Source organism: Vibrio mytili (assembly GCF_049563345.1).
Taxonomy (GTDB): domain Bacteria; phylum Pseudomonadota; class Gammaproteobacteria; order Enterobacterales; family Vibrionaceae; genus Vibrio; species Vibrio mytili.
The window spans coordinates 231,377-252,329 of the sequence record NZ_CP110482.1 but is presented as its reverse complement, the minus strand read 5'-3'; the positions used below and the strand labels follow the sequence as shown (position 1 = coordinate 252,329).

Sequence of the window (20,953 nt, the reverse complement as noted above, 5' to 3'; positions counted from 1 at the left end):
CCTTATTATTTGGAAAAACGGAATAATAATTTCAGATATTACCCAATTATCAATTTATGTCTAATACATATACTGTTCCTATCGCACTACATGAAGCATATACCTACTTGTGGTAGTACAACAATGGAGCATAACTATGAGTCAACTATTTGAACCTGTATCACTTAAGGGACTATCACTACAAAACCGGGTCGTCATGGCCCCAATGACGAGAGCGCGAACAAGTCAACCGGGCAACATCCCTAATGAGATGATGGCAACGTATTATAAACAGCGTGCTTCTGCCGGACTTATCATTACCGAAGCGACACAAATTTCCGACGATTCACAAGGCTATTCATTTACGCCTGGTGTTTACACTGATCAGCAAGTAGAGGGCTGGAAAACGGTTACACAAGCGGTGAAATCTCATGGTGCAGCAATGTTTTGCCAACTTTGGCATGTAGGTAGAGTTTCTCACCCAACATTCCAAAAAGGTGGGTTACCTATCGCACCTTCGCCACTCGCCCCAGTAGAAACTCAAGTTTGGATTGCTGATGAGCAAGGCAACGGTAATATGGTTGATTGTGTTGAGCCTCGAGAAATGACCCAACAAGATATTGATCGCGTTGTCAGCGACTTTGCCAACGCAGCAAAACGTGCCATCGATGCAGGTTTTGATGGTGTAGAAATTCATGGTGGCAATGGATACCTTATCGACCAGTTTCTAAGAACCAACTCAAATCATCGTACCGACAGCTACGGAGGCTCTCGAGAAAATCGTATTCGTTTTCTTATCCAAGTCGTAGATGCCGTTATTGCCACTGTTGGTGCACACAGAGTAGGCGTTAGATTGGCACCCTTTATTACCTTTAAAGACATGGACTGCCCTGATATCGTGCCGACTATTTTAGAAGCATCTCGCCAGTTGCAAACGCGCGACATCGCTTACCTACATTTATCTGAAGCCGACTGGGCAGATGCGCCAACCATCCCAGAGGCGTTTCGCGTTGAGCTAAGAAAACGCTTTAGCAACACGATAATTGTGGCGGGCCGCTATGATCAAGAACGTGCACAAGAAGTCATCGCGAAAGGGTATGCCGATCTCGTCGCATTTGGGCGACCGTTTGTAGCAAATCCGGATTTAGTTTCTCGCTTACGACATCGTCACCCCCTCGCAGAGCTTGATGGTTCAACACTGTTTGGAGGAAACGAACGTGGCTACACGGATTATCCTTCACTAGTTCAAGAGTGTGCAGAACACGCTTAACAAACAAGCCCCAACCGAATGGTTGGGGCTGTCAGCAAACGAATTTAGTTGACGCTGTTCCTATCCCGTAAAAACCTTCAGGAAAAACTTTGTTATTCACTGTGTTCCACCAACTTTTTTCTATCTCTACATTTCACTTTTGTCGTTTATTTGGCTGTGAAATGCGCTTTTATACGATTAAACACAAGATGGAACCGGTAACAACGCGTTATGGAAAAACTTCCTGATGGCATAAAGTAAACACTTTTCGCATCAGAATATCCCTGCATTAAAAAGCGATCCTGATTACGTTTTTATCTCTAAACTTGCTCTTTTGTGTGATCCGTTTCTTTATTATTTTTTATCTCTGTTGATGAAAAAAGTCTTTGCAGCTAAATCTTGTAACCGGTTCCAGAAATCTAATAATAAGTGACAGGATAAGGGAAAGGTGAATATATGGCTGCGGTCAGAGATTATACTCAGCTTGCGAAAGACATACTTTCAGAAGTGGGCGGACAAGAAAACTTAACTCGATTTTCGCGCTGTGCGACCCGCCTACGCTTGGTTTTAAAAGAAGTCCCGGAAAGCGCGGCAGAAAAAATTAAAGAAATGCCTGGCGTGATTACAGTGGTTATGAGTGGCGGACAGTTCCAGGTCGTGATCGGCACAAGAGTTCAAGACGTGTATGCTGCAATGTCCTCTTTAGTTGACTCTTCGCTAATGGCGACAGGTTCAGAAAAAGTTCGACTCTTTGATGCTATCATCGCATCGATGTCGGCCATCTTTGCGCCCTTTGTTTACATTCTTGCGGCCGCGGGTATTTTGCAAGGTGCGCTTATTTTTGCCCATTACCTGTTCCCTAGTATTGCTGGTACAGGTGCATTTGAAGTCCTTAACTTCATGTCATGGACACCGTTTGTCTTTCTGCCAGTTTTTATTGCATTTACCGCGTCAAAACTGTTTGACTGTAGTCCGCTTATCGCGATTCTTTGTGCCTGTGCGCTGATCAACCCGTCTTGGGGAGCCATTGCAGAGAGAATTGCAGACGGCGAGCTGATTACCTTCTTAGGCCTACCACTGGCAAAAACGGTTTATACCGCGTCTGTCTTACCACCGATTTTCATGGTTTGGGCGCTGAGTTATGTAGAAAAATACATCAAAGGCATCTTACCTGATGTGGTCCGTGAGCTATTTACGCCACTACTTTGTATGTTAATCATGGTGCCAGCGACCTTAGTGTTGATTGGCCCTGCGACAAGCTTCGTTGCCAGTATGATTGCGGTCGGCTACAACACGCTGTATGACGTCGCCCCTGTTGTCGCAGCGGCTCTTATCGGCGGAATTTGGCAAGTACTGGTTATCTTCGGTGTTCACTGGGGCATTACTCCGGTGGTACTCGCAAACTATGAAAACTTTGGTTTTGACTCCATCCAAGCATTCTGTGGCATTGCGGTTGTTGCGCAGATGGCGGCTGCGTTTGCAGTAGCAATGAAATCACGAAATACCAAACTAAAAACAACCGGCTACTCGGCGGGTCTTACTGGATTTTTTGGTATCACCGAGCCAGCGATTTACGGTGTCACTCTCAGACTGAAAACGCCATTTATCTGTGGCTGTATTGGTGGCGCGGTAGGTTCAGCTGTCGCAAGCCTATTTAACACTTATTATTATGCTTATGCTGGACTGACCGGCATCCTTACCGTGGTTAATGCGATTAACGCTGAAAATCCAACCTCTTTCACTGGTGCATTACTCGGTACTGGCGTCACTATCGTCCTGACTATCGCGTTGGTTTACTTGGTTGGCTTCGACGATCCTGTTGAGATTGACAGTAAAAACGAAAAAAAACAGCAGAAATCAACCCCACAAACCGCCCCAACCATGGTGAAAAAATCCGTCACTCTCGTCAGCCCGTTAAAAGGACAAATCATTCCATTGGAGACTGTTAATGATGAGAGCTTCGCACAAAAACTACTCGGTGATGGCGTTGCCATTAAACCGACAGAAGGCATCGTTCGTGCTCCTTGTGATGCGGTGATTTCATCGGTCATCGAAACCAAGCACGCCGTGGGTATGACATCATTGAATGGTGCCGAAGTCTTAATACATGTCGGGCTTGATACGGTTGAACTGAAAGGCGAATTTTTCGATTGCTTAGTCGCGCTAGACCAAAACGTAAAAGCGGGCGATCCACTCATTAAGTTTGACTTAGAGCGTATTGCTGCCGCGGGATACGACACAACCACACCATTTATTGTCATGAACAGTGACGAATTCGAATTTGAAGTGATCTCTCAAGATCATGAAGATAACCAAATTAATGTAGGTCAACCAGTCATCCAGATGGCTTAGGGGTAAGTAAAATGAGCAGTATTTTTCCTAAAAACTTTTTATGGGGAGGTGCCGTCGCCGCTCACCAAGTTGAAGGTGCTTGGGACCGTGATGGTAAGGGGCCAAGTATTGTGGACGTGCTATCCGGTGGCAATGTCAACACTCAGCGCCAAATTACCGATGGCGTGTTAGAGGGGTATCACTACCCTAACCACCAAGCGACGGCATTCTACGATCACTATAAAGGCGATGTCGCGCTTTTAGCAGAGATGGGATTCAAATGTTTTCGCACTTCTATCTACTGGCCGCGTATTTTCCCAAAAGGTGATGAACTCGTACCAAATGAAGCTGGTTTGCAGTACTACGACGACCTATTTGATGAGCTGTTAAAACACGGTATCGAACCAGTCATTACGCTTTCTCACTTTGAAATGCCGCTTCACTTATCCAAAGCATACGGCGGTTTTAAAGATCGTCGCGTGGTGGATTTCTTTGTTCACTATGCGGAAACCGTGATGCGTCGTTACAAGAACAAAGTCAAATACTGGATGACGTTTAACGAAATTAATAACCAGCGTGACCTTCATCTTCCGTTGTGGGGTTACTCCAACTCAGGTGTTGATTACACGGTAGAAGACAACCCGGAAGAATGTATGTACCAAGTGGTTCACCATGAGTTTGTCGCCAGCGCAAAAGTGGTCAAACTGGGTCATGAGATCAATCCAGACTTCCAAATTGGCTGTATGGTGGCGTGGGTGCCTATTTATCCATTCTCATGTGCACCGGACGATGTCATGCTTGCTCAAGAAGCCATGCGTAATCGATTCTTCTTTAGTGATGTGCATATGCGTGGTGAATACCCAGCTTACACACTAAAAGATTGGGAACGCAAAGGTTACAACATCAAAATGGAGCCGGGCGATCTAGAGATCTTAAAAGAAGGGGTCTGCGACTATATCGGTTTTAGTTACTACATGTCTGTGGCAGTAAAAGCGGATGCTGAAGCAAGTACTGAAGGTTCAATGAGTGGCTTTACGGGCAGCGTGAAAAATCCATTTGTTCAAGCGTCAGAATGGGGCTGGCAGATCGACCCTGTCGGTTTGCGTTATTCTCTGTGTGAGCTTTACGAGCGCTACAATAAACCACTATTTATTGTCGAAAACGGCTTCGGTGCAATAGACAACGTCGAAGAGAATGGTGAGATCAACGATGATTACCGTATCGACTACCTCAAAGCGCACATCAAAGAGATGGCGAAAGCGGTTTCGTACGATGGTGTTGATTTAATGGGCTACACCCCATGGGGCTGCATTGATTGTGTGTCCTATGGAACGGGCGAATATCGAAAACGTTACGGCTTTATTTACGTAGATCGCCATGACGATGGAACCGGGACGATGAATCGTAGCCGTAAAAAAAGCTTCTACTGGTACAAAGACGTCATCAACAGCAATGGCGAAAAGCTGTAATCAAGTCTGAAACGTAAAGAATCCAGTTAACGTAAATACCCCAGTGCTCAAACACTGGGGTATTTTTATTGAATCCAGACATAACTAGGGTCTGTTGCCCTTGAGTTCTCCGTAGATCAATGCCGAGACCCACTAACGCTGAAGTAGGGTTTGCACCTCTTGCGATGTCGAGAATTCTTCTAAAGAAATTAACTTGATGTCTGCAATTCCAAAGCGTGGGTTGGTTTCTTGGCCGGGTTCAGGCACACAAATTGCCGTCATTTGAGCTGATTTGGCGGCGATTAAACCGTTAACCGAATCTTCAATCGCAACGCAATTATGAGGCTTGGTCGACAATTTTTCTGCGGCGTTAAGATATACCTGCGGATGCGGTTTTCCGTATTCAAGGTGTTCTGCAGACACATAAACAGAAAAGAATTTACCAATATCAAACGTTTCCAGCACCGCTTCGATTAATCGTAGCGGAGAAGACGAAGCAAGACCGATTTTTAGATCTGTCTGCGCAAGTGATTCTAGAGAAGCTTTTACTCCAGGAAGCAATTGGCCGTGCATCTTAATCTGCGCAATGACTTCACTCAAAATGGTATCGGCAAGGTCCGTTGAACAAGCCGGATCTAACCCACAGTATCGAATCCAGTAATTGGCAATTTCATCGATGCGGAGACCGGTACTCTGGTATGCCAGTTCTTCGGTAATTTCGCCACCAAATTTCGCGACAGCGTTCACTTTTGCTTTACGCCAAAAAGGTTCAGAGTCGACGAGTACACCATCCATATCAAAAATAATCGTTTCTATCAAAATCGTTTCCTGCTCTTGTTCCGATCGCATTTGTTGATTGAGCAGTATATCAACTGATGTAACCGGTTACTTTGAGTGAAGACAGTTTTTTAAGTAAATTTTGAGTAAAAACAACTCAACCCTCATAGTTGAATAGGGTTTATTTGACATTACTGAAACACTCCAACGGTTTACTTTCACTCAATTAAATAGTGTAAACTGTCAAGCCAAAGTGTTGGGGAATAAAAATATGGCGACAATCAAAGACGTATGTAAAGCCGCTGGAGTATCTAAAGCAACGGTATCCAGAGTGCTAAATGGCAGTGAGTTTGTAAAAGAGCAGACACGACAGTCTGTACTAGAAGCGATGAAATCTCTTGGCTATCAGCCCAATGCTTTTGCACGAGCTTTAGCAACAAACAGTTACAATACGTTTGGGTTGATTCTACCTCATTTTGAAAGCCACTATTTTGGCTCCATGCTGACAGAAGCCGCGCATGATATGCAAAAAGCCAACAAGAAACTGTTTGTCCTTAACAGCAGTGACAATGCAGCTGGAGAAGAGGATGCGGTCCGCTCCCTTAATGCTCATCACTGCGATGCTATCTTGATTTACAGCCGTCACCTATCAGAACAGCAACTTTCTGATCTGCAAAAGGAAATCCGAACACAGCTCATTGTGATTAACCGCTCGTTAGACGACGATAAATTATTCAGTTTTGGATTTGATCAAGAGCAAGTGGCACAAGTCGCCACAAATTACCTTTTGGAACTCGGACATAAACAGATCGCTTGTATCACTACCTCACTGTCGAGTAGCACCGGACAGAAACGTCTATCCGCTTATAAGCAAACTTTACAAGAGCACGGCATAAACGTGAACGAGTCACTGATTTTTGAAGGGCAAAGTACGCCGCAAAGTGGTTATGAGGCGACAATCAGCCTGCTCGACAGCGGCGCTCCTTTTACTGCCATATTTTCTAGTACCGACTCAATGGCGATTGGCGCTATCCGTGCCTTACATGACCGAGGATTAACCGTTCCTGATGACGTCTCTGTCATCGGTATTGATGGCGATCCAACCGCAAGTTACATAGTGCCGCGTTTATCCACTGTGGTTTTACCCATCCTTGAGTTGACCAGAGATGCGGTCAATGCAGCCCTCACACTGGAAAAAGAACAAGACAAAGGCGAAAAACACTTTCAGTATCAAGGTGCTTTACAAGTCAAAGAGTCTACTCAAAAAGTGAACTGAGCCCCCACCCATTCAGACCCAATTCAAATTCTCCTTACTCTCCGCGCCGTACGCCATCGACGCGGGGTATCGTCTTCCCTTTCATTGCCTCTTTACAGAGTAACAAAGCTCCCTGACATCCAATAACGTCCTCCATAAGTCATGCCACAAACCGGTAAGAAACGCCAACATCCCCTAGGGTCTGTTGACGTTTCGCGGTTAAATTTTGTTCGGATGGGGACGCCTAGTCAAAAGCGTTTTAATCGCGGCGAGAGGTTTGTAGCCTAGTCATTCTAAGCAAAACACCTCTCAACAAAGAGTAAAACGCTTTTAGCGGGGGCGCCCAGCTCGAACCCTTTGGGCAGCGTTTGTGGCTCCTTTCTACTGCGTTATCGGCTTATCAGGTAGGACAACTACATTTCAAAGCCTCTGCCTTGTATAAAGAACCCACAAACTGCTGCAAAAATCATCTCGAAACGTCAACAGACCCTAGTATCAATAAGCTAATTTGTATTTTTCTATCAAAAAATGCGGCATAGCGTACAAAATTAAACCACACTTGTTTTTATCTGTGGGATCGGATAGCGCAAGGAGCCAATCAATGCATCCATGTTTTTAGCCCGAAAATAAGGGTTTATGGGATTCAGGGTTAAAAGCGAATGCAGGCCAAGTGACCTGCTAACAGGATTAGACGCTCATCGAAGAGCATCGAGTTTCAACAAGGAGAGTGTATGCGGGGCATTACTATGCATTTTACGTTGGAAGAGTACCAGGAACGTTTATCGAAAGTTCGACAATCGATGCTCGAACAAGAGTTAGATGTGCTCATTATCCATGACCCATCCAACATGTCATGGCTGACCGGGTATGATGGCTGGTCTTTTTATGTACCACAATGTGTCATTGTTGGGCCAGAAAGTGAGCCGATTTGGTTCGGCCGCTATCATGATGCCAATGGGGCATACCGTACTGCGTATATGTCTGTCGAAAATATCACGTCCTACCCCGATCATTACGTCATGAACCCGCCTCTGCACCCGATGGATTATCTGGTTGAGGCCGTTCTAACACCACGCTGTTGGGATCGCGGTCGGATTGGCGTCGAAAAAGACAACTATTACTTCAGTGCCACTGCTTATGAATCGCTACTTACTCACCTACCTAACGCGCAGTTACTTGATGCTACAGGGATGGTGAATTGGTGCCGCGCGGTGAAATCAGATCAAGAACTGGCTTATATGTACCGTGCTGCACGAATCGTTGAAAACATGCACCGCGTCGCCTTCGACATGATAGAGCCCGGATTGCCTAAGCATCATTTGGTTGCGGAAATCAATCGTCAGGCAGTGCTAGGTTACGAGGATCATTTTGGCGACTATACTGCGATCGTCCCCTTGTTACCTTCCGGAGCAGACGCATCCGCGCCCCATTTAACTTGGGATGATAAGCCGTTTAAAAAAGGAGAAGGGACGTTTTTTGAAATCGCAGGAGCGCACCGTCGCTATCACTGCCCTCTCTCTCGTACCATTTTCTTAGGTGAACCCGATGATAAGTTTAAGCGAGCCGATGAAGCACTAACACGCGGCCTAGAGGCTGGGTTAGAAGTCGCCAAACCCGGCAACACCTGCGCCGATATCGCTAATGCATTAAACAAAGTCCTCGATAAAGCAGGCTTTTCACGCGAAGGGGCGCGTTGTGGTTATCCAATTGGCCTGAGCTACCCTCCCGACTGGGGTGAGCGAACCATGAGCCTTCGAGATACCGACAAAACCGTTCTGCAAGAAGGCATGACCTTCCACTTCATGCCCGGTCTTTGGTTTAAAGATTGGGGTTTAGAAACGACAGAAAGCATTGTGATTACCCGACTCGGAGCAAAAACCTTGTGTGACTTCCCACGACATTTATTCGTTAAACATTGAGTCATTAACCACGATTTACACAACCTAGATTATCTGAAAGCTGATGCGTTAACTAAACGTGTTAAGCACAAATTCGCTAGACTTGTCCCAAACGATGTAATACGGAGAGCCCCATGCGCCTTGATCGCTACGACGTTAAAATTCTACAGATCCTTCATAACAACGGTCGTATCACCAAATCTCACCTAGCAGCAGAAATTAATCTGTCGGTAAGTCCATGCTGGGAGCGCGTAAAGAAACTTGAACAAGCGGGCATCATCCAAGGATATAGTGCCAAGGTAAATACCGACGTTTTACTTAAGAAAACCTCGGTCATGGTCGAAGTGTCTTTAAAAGAACACAATGCACAAGCGTTTAAACGGTTTGAAGAGTTGGTGAAACATACCCCCGAAGTGACTGAATGCTATGCCACTGGTGGTGGTGTGGATTACATTCTTAAAATTCAATCGGAAGACATCGACCAATACCAAAGACTTATCGACAAATGGCTCGACTCTGAAGTGGGCATTGAACGCTACTTTACTTATATCGTGACCAAAACCATCAAACGAGATTCAGATTCGTTAGAGATTAAGCAGAACGCCGGGTTTTGAATAATCGCTGTGATTGACATAAGTCTCCCTGCGCACTCAACAAGAAAAATCACCATCTATCACCGGACTAAACAGAAAAACTTCACGATACAGCGCCATGCATCAGAAATTAATCCTCCCCCTCCTCCACTACAGTTTATTTATGGACGATAACGCAGGGAGAAGGATTTATGGCAGCACTTCACCGCTTTAATAGCGACAAACTCAACCCGAAAGACGAAATGAAAGCATCGCACGACATGATGGCTATCATGAAAGATGTACGTTTAGTCCGAGGGCTTGCTTACGTCAACGGTAAATGGACAAGTGGAAATCGTTTCCATCCGGTGACAAATCCCGTAGATAATACCGTGATTGGTTATACGACCCGACTGTCCCAGCAACAGATATACCAGACGATTGATGATGCTGATCGTGCTTTTCAGCTATGGCGGAAAATGCAAGCTGAGCAACGCGCCAGCATACTGATGCGTTGGCATGATCTGATTCTGAATGCCAAACCCGATCTAGCCCGTTTAATGGTAATGGAACAGGGAAAACCCTTAAACGATGCAATAGGCGAGATTGAATACGGAGCCTCATTCATTCGTTGGTTTGCCGAAGAAGCGAGGCGCAGCTACGGAGAAACCATTCCCAGCCACATACCGAACGCGCAACTCTCTACAATTCGAGAGCCCATCGGTGTTGCCGCACTAATTACGCCTTGGAACTTCCCTAACGCCATGGTGACACGAAAAGCGGCTGCTGCATTAGCGATTGGGTGCCCAGTAATCATCAAGCCAGCGAGCGAGACCCCCTTTTCCTCTCTTGCTTTGGCAGAGCTTGCGGACCGCGCGGGCGTTCCGCCCGGCGTTTTCAATGTCGTCACAGGCGATGCAGCCATGATTTCGCAAACACTTTGCTGTTCAGACAAAGTCAAAGCGCTGTCTTTTACGGGATCCACACGCGTTGGCAAATTGCTCCTGCGAGATGCAGCGCAAACCGTAAAAAAATGCAGTATGGAACTCGGTGGCAATGCACCGTTTATTGTATTACCAGATATGGAAGTCGAGCTTGCGGCCAAAGCAGCAGTAGAGGCTAAGTTTCAAACCGCGGGTCAAGACTGCTTAGCCGCCAATCGTATTTTTGTCCCCCAGCATAAATACCAAGACTTTCTCAATTCCTTTCGCGATGAAATGAACAAGATTGTACTAGGTAACGGGTTGAACGAAAAAGCCACCATGGGACCATTGATCAATCGATCCGCTGTCGAAAAAGCCCATGATTTAGTGCGTGACGCACTCGATAAAGGCGCAACACTGGTAGCAGGCGATCAGGAGTTGGTGCCAGGGCCAAACTTCTTCGCCCCCACTCTCATTGCCGACGTAACACCTGATATGGCCGTGTATCGGGAAGAAAACTTTTGCCCAGTCGCGGGCGTGCTTCCCTACCAAGATTTAAGCCATGTAATTGAGATGAGTAATGACACCGAGTATGGATTAGCCGCATACGTTTATGGTCATGATATTCATCAGATCTGGCAATGCCTACGCGGCTTGGAATTTGGCATGGTGAGCGTCAATTCCGTCAAGATGACTGGGCATCCCATCCCATTTGGTGGAGTAAAACAGTCCGGACTTGGGCGAGAAGGCAGCCGCTACGGCTTTGAAGAATTTAGCGAAATAAAGTACTGCTGCTTGGGTAACTTACCCAGTGCAAGTGGCAGTTGAAATGAAATAAGATGCGAAAGGAGAAGGCTTATGAGTAATAAAACCCAGCAATTATTAGAGATTGACCGTCAGCGCGTATTTCATGCTTCAACCCACTTAAAGCAGTATGCTGCTGGTGAGCTACCAGGCAGAATAATTTCCAGTGCAAGCGGGATACGTATTACCGACTCAGAAGGTACTGAACTGATCGACGGATTTGCGGGATTATACTGCGTCAATATTGGTTATGGCAGAACAGAGATGGCCGATGCCATTTACCAACAAGCAAAGGAACTGGCTTATTATCACACCTATGTTGGACATACTAACGAAGCTCTGGTGAAACTGTCAGACCGCATTATAAAAATGGCCCCCGAAGGCATGAGCAAAGTGTACTACGGCATGTCCGGCAGCGATGCCAACGAAACTCAGCTCAAACTGGTGTGGTACTACAATAATGTTCGCGGTCTGCCAGAAAAGAAAAAAATCATCTCTCGTGATCGCGCCTACCATGGCTCGAGCATCGCATCGGGCTCCATGACTGGGCTACCACTCTTTCATGCCCATTTTGATTTGCCACTAGAGCGTATCAAACACACAATGGCCCCCTACTACTACCGCCGCGAAGACGACAGCATGTCAGAGCTTGAGTTTTCTCAGTACTGTGCGGATCAGCTCGAAGACATGATCCTGGCAGAAGGTCCAGACACCGTTGCTGCGATGATCGCCGAACCCGTTCTCGGAACGGGTGGTATCGTGCCACCTCCTGAAGGTTACTGGCAAGCCATTCGCAAAGTCCTCGATAAATACGATGTTCTGTTGATCGCGGACGAAGTCGTCTGTGGTTTTGGCCGTTTAGGTGCGGATTTTGGTTCTATTCACTATGATATGAAACCCGATTTAATCACCGTAGCTAAAGGGTTAACCTCAGCTTACCAACCGCTATCAGGGGTGATTGTCGGAGAAAAAGTATGGAATGTACTTGAAAACGGCACCGACCAATGGGGAGCTATCGGCCACGGTTATACCTATTCTGGTCACCCGATGGGCGCAGCGGCAGCAAACTGCAACTTAGACATTATTGAGCGCGAAGGCCTAGTACAAAACGCAGCAGATGTGGGCGCTTACTTGCAACAACGCATGAGGGAAACTTTTGAAGATCACCCACTCGTTGGTGATTCTCGTGGTATTGGCTTGTTGCACGCACTGGAGTTTTCGCCAGACAAACTGAGTCGCGCACACTTTGACCCTAACTTAAAAGTCGGACCGCAGATCTCCGCCGCATGTATGGACGTAGGCCTGATTGCGCGAGCTATGCCGCATGGTGACATTCTTGGCTTTGCACCACCACTGATTACCACTCGTCATGACGTCGATACCATCATCGATAAAGCACATCGAGCCATCAACAAAGTGATGGATAACCTAGTCACGTCGAAACAGTGGAACGCTAAATAACCACAGTAAACATAAAATCTAGCCAGAGAATACCAGCTTTAACTTTCAAAGCTGGTATTTCCATAAGATATTGTCATCACTTCTCTTCCCTGCCCTTTCCTTGCTGATAAGGACTGGTTAAAATAGCCAAAATTGCGTACTAACTGGATGGAACATGGCAAAACTAACCCTTCAAGAACAAATGCTGAAAGCTGGCTTAGTGAATGAGAAAAAACTAAAGAAAGCCAAGAAAGGCTCAAAAAAATCCCGCGTACAAGCACGCGAAGTGAAAGCTGCGGTTGAAGAAAGTAAACGCCAGCAGTTAGAACGAGACAAAGAGTTGAGCCAGCAACAAAACGCCGAACGTTTGAGTAAAGAGCTCAGAGCGCAAATTAATCAACTGATTGATATGAACAAGATTGATTTGAAAGATGGCGACATCAAATACAATTTTACCGACGGCACTCTGGTGAAATCACTTTACGTGGACTCAGTAGTTCGAGATCAGTTAATCAAAGGTATCTTAGCCATCGTGGCTGTCGGTGAGAGCTACGTCGTGATTCCTCGTGGTGTAGCAAACAAAATCGCCCAACGTGACGAATCTGTGATCATTGATCAGAAAGAACCTGAAGCCGATATTCCAGCAGAAGACGACCCATATGCAGAGTTCGTCGTACCAGACGATCTGATGTGGTAAACAAAGACTACACGGTCTGAAATCATCTGAAATATAAAAAGCAGCGATTCGCTGCTTTTTTGTTTAACTTTGTTTGACTGCTCCGAAATGAAGTTACTTCACTGTCCTTGGCCTTCTCTTCAAGCTTACATATCCTTCAGCGATCAAAACAATCACAGCCAACCAAATTGCAATGTATGTCGGCCATTCGGCGGGAGCGATGGTTTCTCCTAATAAAATGGCCACCAACACCAGCATCACGGGCTCAACGTACACCAACAGCCCGAATAAGCTTAAGTTTAGATGTGGTGCCGACAACGACTGAAACGCGAGGGCGAGTGCGCTGATGATACCCAGTCCAAACACCAGCCAAAGTGCGTTGTAACTTGTTGGAAGCGTATACAGAACGTGGCCACCGTTAACGATAAAGTAGACGCTAAATGGCAGGCTCAGCAACATATCAAACCAGATACCCCCAATATGATTGGTGCCTGTTTTATGGCGTAACCAAAAATAAATTGGGTACCCCAAGCACACCACCAGTGTCGGCCAGCTTAGCGTTTGGGAAATCGCCAACTGATTTAAAACGCCAACGACAGCAAACAGACAAGCCAATTTTTGAAACCGTGACAATTTATCTTTAAACGCGACCCAACCCACTGCTACCATGGTGATAGGCATTATAAAGTACCCCAATGACACCGCTAATCCATAGCCGTTAACGGGGCCCCACATAAACAACCACAATTGAATGCCAATTAAAAAAGAAGAAAGCAAACGAGTGAGCAAGAAATAGCGTTCGCGAAACAAGCGGCTAACGATATCTTGGACCTGAGTCCAGTAACCATTACTTAAAATAAAAATGGTCAACAGGGGAATAGTAAACAGGATACGCCATCCATAAACCTCTTGGCTGCCTATTTCTCCCAGTAATGAGGCATAAGCAAACATTGCCGCAAATAGCGCGGAGCCGATAACATTGAATGTCACGCCAAGATAAGTATTGGTTTGTTTATTCATGGTTTTATCCATATCCATTGGCCACTAAATGTAGCGTCATTCTATTTCGTTTTAGATTTAAAATGCAGCTACATTTCATATCTTTGCAGGGAAACGTCTCATTCAACAACAAAGATTAAGATAATTTGTCGCTCACCGTATACGTGCCACTTTACCAACAAGTACAATGACGTGAAATAGAATTAAGAACGGTTCATATAACGTGGAAATGAAGAGTCATGGAAGGAAAAAGTCAATCTTATTTAAATGAGTATTTAGGTTCGTTACCTTCTGATATCGCACAAAAATATACCTCTTTTAGTGCAGACTATTTTTGTGCCGATGAGTACAACGCAAATGTCTGTGCCGATCTCATCGTACGTGGCGAGAAGCGCGCATCGTGCAGTATGGCGTATTGGTACAGCAATAAAGGGGAAGTGATGCCAGAAGTCGGTCACCTGCAAGTCGTGACGGACTGGGACGGCAATCCGAGATGCATTATCGAAATCACCTCTGTGAGCCAATGTAAATTTCGCGAAGTAACCGCTGAGTTTGCCGCAGAAGAGGGAGAAGGCGATAAGTCGCTTAAGTGGTGGAGAGAAGCACATTGGCAATTTTTTAGCCAAGAGTGTGAAGAATTGGATATTGAACCAACAGAGGACATGTTGTTGGTGTTAGAGCATTTTAAGGTCGTCTATCAATAAAAATCGGCGAGCATTTACGCGTGAAGTTTAACACGCAAGAGATCCACGCTGGCGACTCTATCGGGTTCAAAAAACGGTAGCTGGTTCCGGCCCTCAGCTTTTCTAGATAGAAAGGTTCGATCACAGGACCAGGTAGTCGATGACTCTAACGTTGCTTGGTTAGAGTCATCGGTTTGTTGATTGGATGGCTTAGAATTTCAGGTCATTGATGATGTCATCGTCAACTTGATTCGCTAACGTCACCTTAAGCTTCGGTGTTCTCTCCATTTCACGTTGGATAGCAAAGTTCGCTTCTTTATTGCGTGCCCAACTACGACGTGCAATACCATTGTTAACATCAAACAGCAACATCGACTTGAGTCTACGCTCCGCGCTTTCACTACCGTCAAGTAGCATACCAAAACCGCCGTTGATCACTTCACCCCAACCAACACCGCCACCGTTGTGGATTGACACCCAGGTTGCACCGCGGAAGCCATCGCCGATCACGTTGTGAATCGCCATATCCGCCGTAAAGCGACTGCCATCGTAGATGTTTGACGTTTCACGGAACGGCGAGTCGGTACCACTAACATCGTGGTGGTCACGACCAAGGACCACAGGACCAATTTCACCACGTTCAATCGCATCGTTAAACGCTTTCGCAATTTCCATACGACCTTGCGCATCTGCATAAAGAATTCGCGCTTGTGAACCGACGACGAGCTTGTTCTGCTTCGCATCTTGGATCCAAGTGATATTGTCTTGCATCTGCTGTTGAATTTCTTCTGGCGACTCGGCCATGATCTTCTTCAGCACATCGGCGGCAATCGCATCGGTTTTATCAAGGTCTTCCGGCTTACCTGACGTACATACCCAACGGAAAGGACCAAAACCATAGTCAAAACACATAGGACCAAGTATGTCTTGTACATAGGATGGGTATTTAAAGTCGATACCATTTTCTGCCATCACATCGCCACCAGCACGAGATGCTTCAAGCAAGAAGGCATTACCGTAATCAAAGAAGTAAGTACCACGAGCGGTGTGTTTGTTTACCGCATCAGCGTGGCGTTTCAACGTGTCCTGGACTTTTGTCTTGAACAAGTCAGGTTCTTCGCGGATAAGACGATTCGATTCTTCATAACTGATATCGACAGGGTAGTAGCCGCCTGACCAAGGGTTATGCAGCGACGTTTGATCCGAACCAAGGTGAATGAAGATGTCCTGCTCATAGAACGTTTCCCAAACATCAACCACGTTACCAATAAAGGCAATCGATACGACTTCTTCGTTCGCTTGCGCTTCGCGAACGCGTGCGACTAACGCGTCCATATTGTCGATCAACTCGTCCACCCAACCTTGCTGATGACGCTTGGTTGCTGCTTTCGGGTTCACTTCTGCACACACGGTAATACAGTTTGCGATATTACCGGCTTTTGGCTGCGCTCCACTCATGCCGCCAAGGCCAGCAGTCAGGAAGATTTTACCTTTCGGGCTTTGGTCTTTTTCCAGAACCTTACGGAATGCGTTCATTACCGTGATTGTCGTGCCGTGTACGATACCTTGTGGACCAATGTACATGAACGAGCCAGCCGTCATCTGGCCGTATTGAGTCACACCTAATGCGTTAAATTTTTCCCAATCATCAGGCTTTGAGTAATTCGGAATCATCATGCCATTCGTGACCACAACGCGAGGGGCATCTTCCGATGATGGAAACAGCCCCATAGGATGACCCGAGTACAAATGCAAAGTCTGGTCACTTTCCATTTCGCTGAGGTATTTCATCGTCAGCAGATATTGTGCCCAGTTCTGGAATACCGCGCCATTACCACCGTAGGTGATCAGCTCTTCTGGGTGCTGAGCAACCGCTGGGTCTAAGTTATTGTCAATCATTAACATGATCGCCGCCGCTTGCTCACACTTCGCAGGGTAGTCAGAAATAGAGCGCGCTTTCATGCTGTAGTTTGGCTTAAAGCGGTACATGTAGATGCGACCGAAGTCTTTCAGTTCCTGAGCAAATTCTTCTGCCAGTTCGTGATGCCATTCTTTCGGGAAGTATCGCAACGCATTACGAATCGCCAACTGCTTCTCTTCTGCGGTTAGAATGTCTTTACGCTTAGGAGCGCGGTTTACTCCTGCCGGATATGGCTTCGCTTCCGGCAAAGTACTAGGAATGCCTTGTTTAATTTGTTGTTGAAAATCCAATACCGTTTCCATATTTCGAGGCTCCCTTAGTTAACGTTAAATGCTTGTGTTTTTACCAGAGTAATCATCGCATCAATGTCTGGCTTCAATAGACGATCTTCTTCGAGCTTCGCCACTTTTTCACGAATGATCTGGAAGTTTTCTTCAATCAGATCTGAGCATTTATTTGGACGTCTAAACTCGAGCGCTTGTGCGGCATACATTAATTCGATAGCTAAGATTTTTTCTAGGTTGCCCAAGATCTGATTCAGTTTTCTCCCAGAGATACTACCCATGGAAACGTGATCTTCCTGTCCCATCGATGTTGGCACGCTGTCCGCAGATGGTGGGAAACAAAGCGATTTGTTCTCAGTAACCAATGCGGCCGTTGCGTATTGTGGGATCATCATGCCAGAGTTAAGACCGCCAGAAGATGTCAATAGACGCGGCAAACCGTGCTGACCTTCAAGTAATAAATAACAACGACGATCCGCAATATTGCCAAGCTCGGCAGCGGCAATAGAAGCATAGTCCAACACCATGGCGAGTGGTTGACCATGGAAACTACCACCAGAAATCGCTTCTTCTGCACTGATCACTATTGGGTTATCGGTCACCGAGTTCATCTCGATTTCTGCGAGTTCTTTCAAATGGTTGAATGCATTGCGAGAGGCACCATGTACCTGAGGAATACAGCGCAATGAATATGGGTCTTGCACCCGAACACAATCGGCATGAGAAGCCATGTTTTCTGAGTCTTTAAAGAATCGTCTCATGCGCGCTGCAACTTCAATGTTGCCCGCAAATGCACGTGTTAAGTGGAGCTCTTCTCTAAATGGAGAACCACTGCCCTGCATACCTTCAATACTCATTGCGCCCGCAAGATCGGCCAAATCAAGTAAGTAACGCATTTTGGTGAGTGCGGTAATGGCATGAGAGAGAATAAACTGTGTTCCGTTGATCAATGCCAAACCTTCTTTGGCATGCAGTTCCAATGGCTCCAAGCCGTTTTCACGCAGCGCTTGTGCCGCAGGAACGATAGTGTCCCCTAACCAAAACTCACCTTCGCCAATTAATGGCAAAAACAAGTGAGAAAGAGGGGCCAAGTCACCTGATGCGCCCACTGAGCCTTGCTCAGGAACAACAGGAATAAGATCCAGTTCGATAAACGCCAACATACGTTGAATCACGTCTAGACGAATACCTGAGTATCCCTGACTTAAAGCGTGAACTTTGGTGATCAGCATAAGCTTGGAAATAGGTTTGGCAATCGGCTCCCCAACACCAACTGCGTGAGTAATCAGCAAGTTTTTTTGTAGCAGGTGCGTTTCTTGAGGCGAAATTTGAGTATCACATAGAGGGCCAAATCCCGTATTGATGCCGTACACCGCTTTGTCCGAAGACGCGATGATCTCTACGTTACGACGGCTTGCGTTGATTTTATCCAATGCTTCTTCACACAATTCCGCTTTGATGCTGCCATCAGCAATTCCGTTTACAATATCTAGGTTTAGTCGGTCTACACCATATCTAAACATCACTTTTCTCCTAACTTGCTGATAATCGACTATCAGACTGCTTATTATGTTCCTATGCTAACTTGCTCTGTAAGTTTTATAAAAGCATAATGTTCGTAGTTTATTCCGGATTTATCGAACTAAAGAGAAGAGGTCACACCATGCAGGTTCAAGATGTGGATTTACGTATGTTGAGGGTTTTTGTTGCCATTGTGGAATGTGGTGGATTGTCGGCGGCAGAATCTCGCTTAAACATCGGACGCTCGACCATCAGCTCGCACCTGTCTGATCTCGAACTACGGCTTGGGCTGAAACTGTGTAAACGTGGTCGAAGTGGGTTTGAGGTGACAGAGGCGGGACATGTCACTTATCAAGCATCATTAGAATTGCTTCAACAGTGTGACGCGTTTGCTGCCACCGTTGCGAGTTCTAAACACGAACTATCAGGTCGTGTAACCATTGCCATGATTGATACGCTGGTCAATGACCCGCGTTGTCATGTCCCACAAGTGATTTCAGCACTAAAAAGCCGAAGCGATAACTTACAGTTTGATATCAACGTATGTGAAGCGCGAGAAGTGGAAACGTCGGTTGTTAATGGGCGCTCGCTGGCGGGGATCGGAGTCAGTCGTCATCAACTACGCGGACTGGACTACTTTCCGCTGCATAATGAAACGAACTATTTATATTGTGGTAAAGGTCATCCTCTGTTTGATTGTCAGCCATCAGAGACGGAAACACTGTTACAACAAGCAGAAGTCATCACCAGTAACTACATGCGAGATAAAGAGACCCGTAACGATGCACTAAACTATCAAAACAGCGCCACCGCCTATCACGATGAAGGGATTGCACATTTGATTTTATCAGGCGCATTTATTGGTTATCTGCCTGAGCACTACGCCAGCAGTTGGGTCGAAAAGGGATTGTTTAAACCGATCCTGCCTGAAAAATACACTTATCAGATCCCTGTGATGCTGATTACACTGAAAAACAATTCAGCCTCACCATTAGCTAAGGCTCTGATTGAAGAGATCAAGCGTTGTCACGTCTCAGGCGCATAAGCGGGCAGTCCAGACCACCAGCGGTTGTTTAGGTTTACTTTCGTATCGAGTACAGCAAATCGTTTGGGAGTCAACACTCAGAGACTCCCAAATCCTAGGGTCTTAGGCTGAAAGCTCTTTTCTCAAGATTTCGGCACCTGCACTTAGCGCATTGAGCTTTCCTCTTGCGACATCACGCGATAAAGGCGCCATACCACAGTTAGTACAAGGATAAAGCTTATCGGCATCGACATACTTAAGGGCTTCTCGTAATGTTTCGGCCACTTCCTCTGGCGTTTCAATCGTGTTGGTTGCAACATCAATCGCCCCAACCATCACCTTTTTACCGCGAATCAGTTCAAGCAACTCAATTGGCACGCGAGAATTGTGGCACTCGAGAGAAATGATATCGATATTCGATTTTTGTAGCTTAGGGAAAACTTCTTCGTACTGACGCCATTCCGTACCCAACGTTTTCTTCCAATCGGTATTCGCTTTTATGCCATACCCATAACAAATGTGTACTGCGGTTTCGCATTTAAGCCCTTCTATCGCTCGTTCTAACGTCGCGATGCCCCAATCGTTGACCTCATCAAAGAACACGTTAAATGCAGGCTCATCAAATTGAATAATGTCCACACCCGCCGCCTCTAATTCTTTGGCTTCTTGGTTGAGGATTTTGGCAAACTCCCAAGCTAATTTTTCACGACTTTGGTAGTGTTCATCGTAGAGTGTGTCGATCATTGTCATAGGACCAGGCAATGCCCATTTGATGGGTTGCTTAGTTTGTTGGCGTAAAAATTTGGCGTCTTCGACAAACACCGATTTTTGGCGAGAAACAGGCCCCACAACCGTTGGGACACTTGCGTCATATCGGTCACGGATTTTCACTGTTTTGCGGTTTTCAAAATCAACGCCGTTTAAGTGCTCAATAAACGTAGTCACAAAGTGCTGGCGGGTTTGCTCGCCGTCACTGACAATATCGACGCCTGCATGCTGTTGTTCTTGTAACGCTACGCGTAATGCATCTTGTTTGCCGTCAATGAGCGCTTGCTCTTCAAGTTTCCAAGGAGACCAAAGTACTTCAGGTTGAGCAAGCCACGTTGGCTTAGGCAGGCTGCCTGCCGTTGAAGTAGGAAATAGTTTTTTCATAGTTTAGACCGTTAATT

The 20,953-nt window shown here is 46.1% G+C and carries 16 protein-coding genes; 11 read left to right on the top strand and 5 right to left on the bottom strand.

Features of this window, described 5'->3' with window-relative positions:
• Positions 1 to 136: 136 nt before the first annotated feature.
• The 3 genes from ONE56_RS14810 to ONE56_RS14800 all read left to right on the top strand — a co-directional run bounded on the left by ONE56_RS14810 (position 137) and on the right by ONE56_RS14800 (position 5,028).
• Positions 137 to 1,249, top strand: a complete 1,113-nt coding sequence (locus tag ONE56_RS14810; RefSeq protein ID WP_423840933.1) for an alkene reductase — start codon at positions 137 to 139, stop codon at positions 1,247 to 1,249.
• Positions 1,250 to 1,684: 435 nt separating this feature from the next.
• Positions 1,685 to 3,580 (top strand): beta-glucoside-specific PTS transporter subunit IIABC, encoded by a 1,896-nt coding sequence (locus tag ONE56_RS14805; protein WP_423840932.1) that lies wholly within the window; start codon positions 1,685 to 1,687, stop codon positions 3,578 to 3,580.
• Positions 3,581 to 3,591: 11 nt separating this feature from the next.
• Positions 3,592 to 5,028, top strand: a complete 1,437-nt coding sequence (locus ONE56_RS14800) for a 6-phospho-beta-glucosidase (protein WP_423840931.1) — start codon at positions 3,592 to 3,594, stop codon at positions 5,026 to 5,028.
• A 132-nt stretch (positions 5,029 to 5,160) separates the two neighbouring features.
• Here ONE56_RS14800 and hxpB read toward each other — a convergent pair whose 3' ends face one another.
• On the bottom strand, positions 5,161 to 5,826 hold the full coding sequence (gene hxpB, locus ONE56_RS14795) for a hexitol phosphatase HxpB (protein WP_041155883.1): 666 nt from the start codon (positions 5,824 to 5,826) through the stop codon (positions 5,161 to 5,163).
• A 229-nt stretch (positions 5,827 to 6,055) separates the two neighbouring features.
• Here hxpB and ONE56_RS14790 point away from each other — a divergent pair, with 229 nt between their 5' ends.
• The 6 genes from ONE56_RS14790 (at position 6,056) to ONE56_RS14765 (ending at position 13,373) form a co-directional block, all read left to right on the top strand.
• A complete protein-coding gene (locus ONE56_RS14790; protein WP_423840930.1) occupies positions 6,056 to 7,060 on the top strand; it encodes a LacI family DNA-binding transcriptional regulator in 1,005 nt (334 codons plus the stop codon).
• A gap of 710 nt (positions 7,061 to 7,770) precedes the next feature.
• Complete coding sequence (gene doeA, locus ONE56_RS14785; protein ID WP_423840929.1) at positions 7,771 to 8,958, top strand: ectoine hydrolase DoeA; 1,188 nt, start codon at positions 7,771 to 7,773, stop codon at positions 8,956 to 8,958.
• Between the two features lie 113 nt (positions 8,959 to 9,071).
• Positions 9,072 to 9,551 (top strand): Lrp/AsnC family transcriptional regulator, encoded by a 480-nt coding sequence (locus ONE56_RS14780; RefSeq protein ID WP_423840928.1) that lies wholly within the window; start codon positions 9,072 to 9,074, stop codon positions 9,549 to 9,551.
• Positions 9,552 to 9,721: 170 nt separating this feature from the next.
• Positions 9,722 to 11,260 (top strand): NAD-dependent succinate-semialdehyde dehydrogenase, encoded by a 1,539-nt coding sequence (locus tag ONE56_RS14775; protein ID WP_423840927.1) that lies wholly within the window; start codon positions 9,722 to 9,724, stop codon positions 11,258 to 11,260.
• A 30-nt stretch (positions 11,261 to 11,290) separates the two neighbouring features.
• Positions 11,291 to 12,697 (top strand): aspartate aminotransferase family protein, encoded by a 1,407-nt coding sequence (locus tag ONE56_RS14770; protein WP_423840926.1) that lies wholly within the window; start codon positions 11,291 to 11,293, stop codon positions 12,695 to 12,697.
• A 154-nt stretch (positions 12,698 to 12,851) separates the two neighbouring features.
• Complete coding sequence (locus tag ONE56_RS14765) at positions 12,852 to 13,373, top strand: DUF2058 domain-containing protein (RefSeq protein ID WP_331438726.1); 522 nt, start codon at positions 12,852 to 12,854, stop codon at positions 13,371 to 13,373.
• Positions 13,374 to 13,466: 93 nt separating this feature from the next.
• Here the strand turns inward: ONE56_RS14765 and rarD are convergent, their stop codons facing one another.
• Entirely contained in the window at positions 13,467 to 14,372 is a 906-nt protein-coding gene (gene rarD, locus ONE56_RS14760) for an EamA family transporter RarD (protein ID WP_423840925.1), read from the bottom strand.
• Positions 14,373 to 14,590: 218 nt separating this feature from the next.
• Here rarD and ONE56_RS14755 point away from each other — a divergent pair, with 218 nt between their 5' ends.
• Positions 14,591 to 15,055, top strand: a complete 465-nt coding sequence (locus ONE56_RS14755; RefSeq protein WP_331438724.1) for an ASCH domain-containing protein — start codon at positions 14,591 to 14,593, stop codon at positions 15,053 to 15,055.
• A gap of 189 nt (positions 15,056 to 15,244) precedes the next feature.
• Here ONE56_RS14755 and ONE56_RS14750 read toward each other — a convergent pair whose 3' ends face one another.
• Both ONE56_RS14750 and hutH read right to left on the bottom strand, forming a co-directional pair.
• Positions 15,245 to 17,257, bottom strand: coding sequence for a urocanate hydratase (locus ONE56_RS14750; protein WP_423840924.1), 2,013 nt, complete (start codon positions 17,255 to 17,257; stop codon positions 15,245 to 15,247).
• Between the two features lie 14 nt (positions 17,258 to 17,271).
• On the bottom strand, positions 17,272 to 18,762 hold the full coding sequence (hutH, locus tag ONE56_RS14745) for a histidine ammonia-lyase (RefSeq protein ID WP_245228405.1): 1,491 nt from the start codon (positions 18,760 to 18,762) through the stop codon (positions 17,272 to 17,274).
• 140 nt (positions 18,763 to 18,902) lie between these two features.
• Here hutH and ONE56_RS14740 point away from each other — a divergent pair, with 140 nt between their 5' ends.
• A complete protein-coding gene (locus tag ONE56_RS14740) occupies positions 18,903 to 19,805 on the top strand; it encodes a LysR family transcriptional regulator (RefSeq protein WP_423840923.1) in 903 nt (300 codons plus the stop codon).
• 102 nt (positions 19,806 to 19,907) lie between these two features.
• Here ONE56_RS14740 and ONE56_RS14735 read toward each other — a convergent pair whose 3' ends face one another.
• The gene (locus ONE56_RS14735; RefSeq protein ID WP_423840922.1) at positions 19,908 to 20,936 is read right to left on the bottom strand and encodes a methionine synthase; all 1,029 of its coding nucleotides are present in this window, start codon (positions 20,934 to 20,936) and stop codon (positions 19,908 to 19,910) included.
• Positions 20,937 to 20,953: the final 17 nt, after the last annotated feature.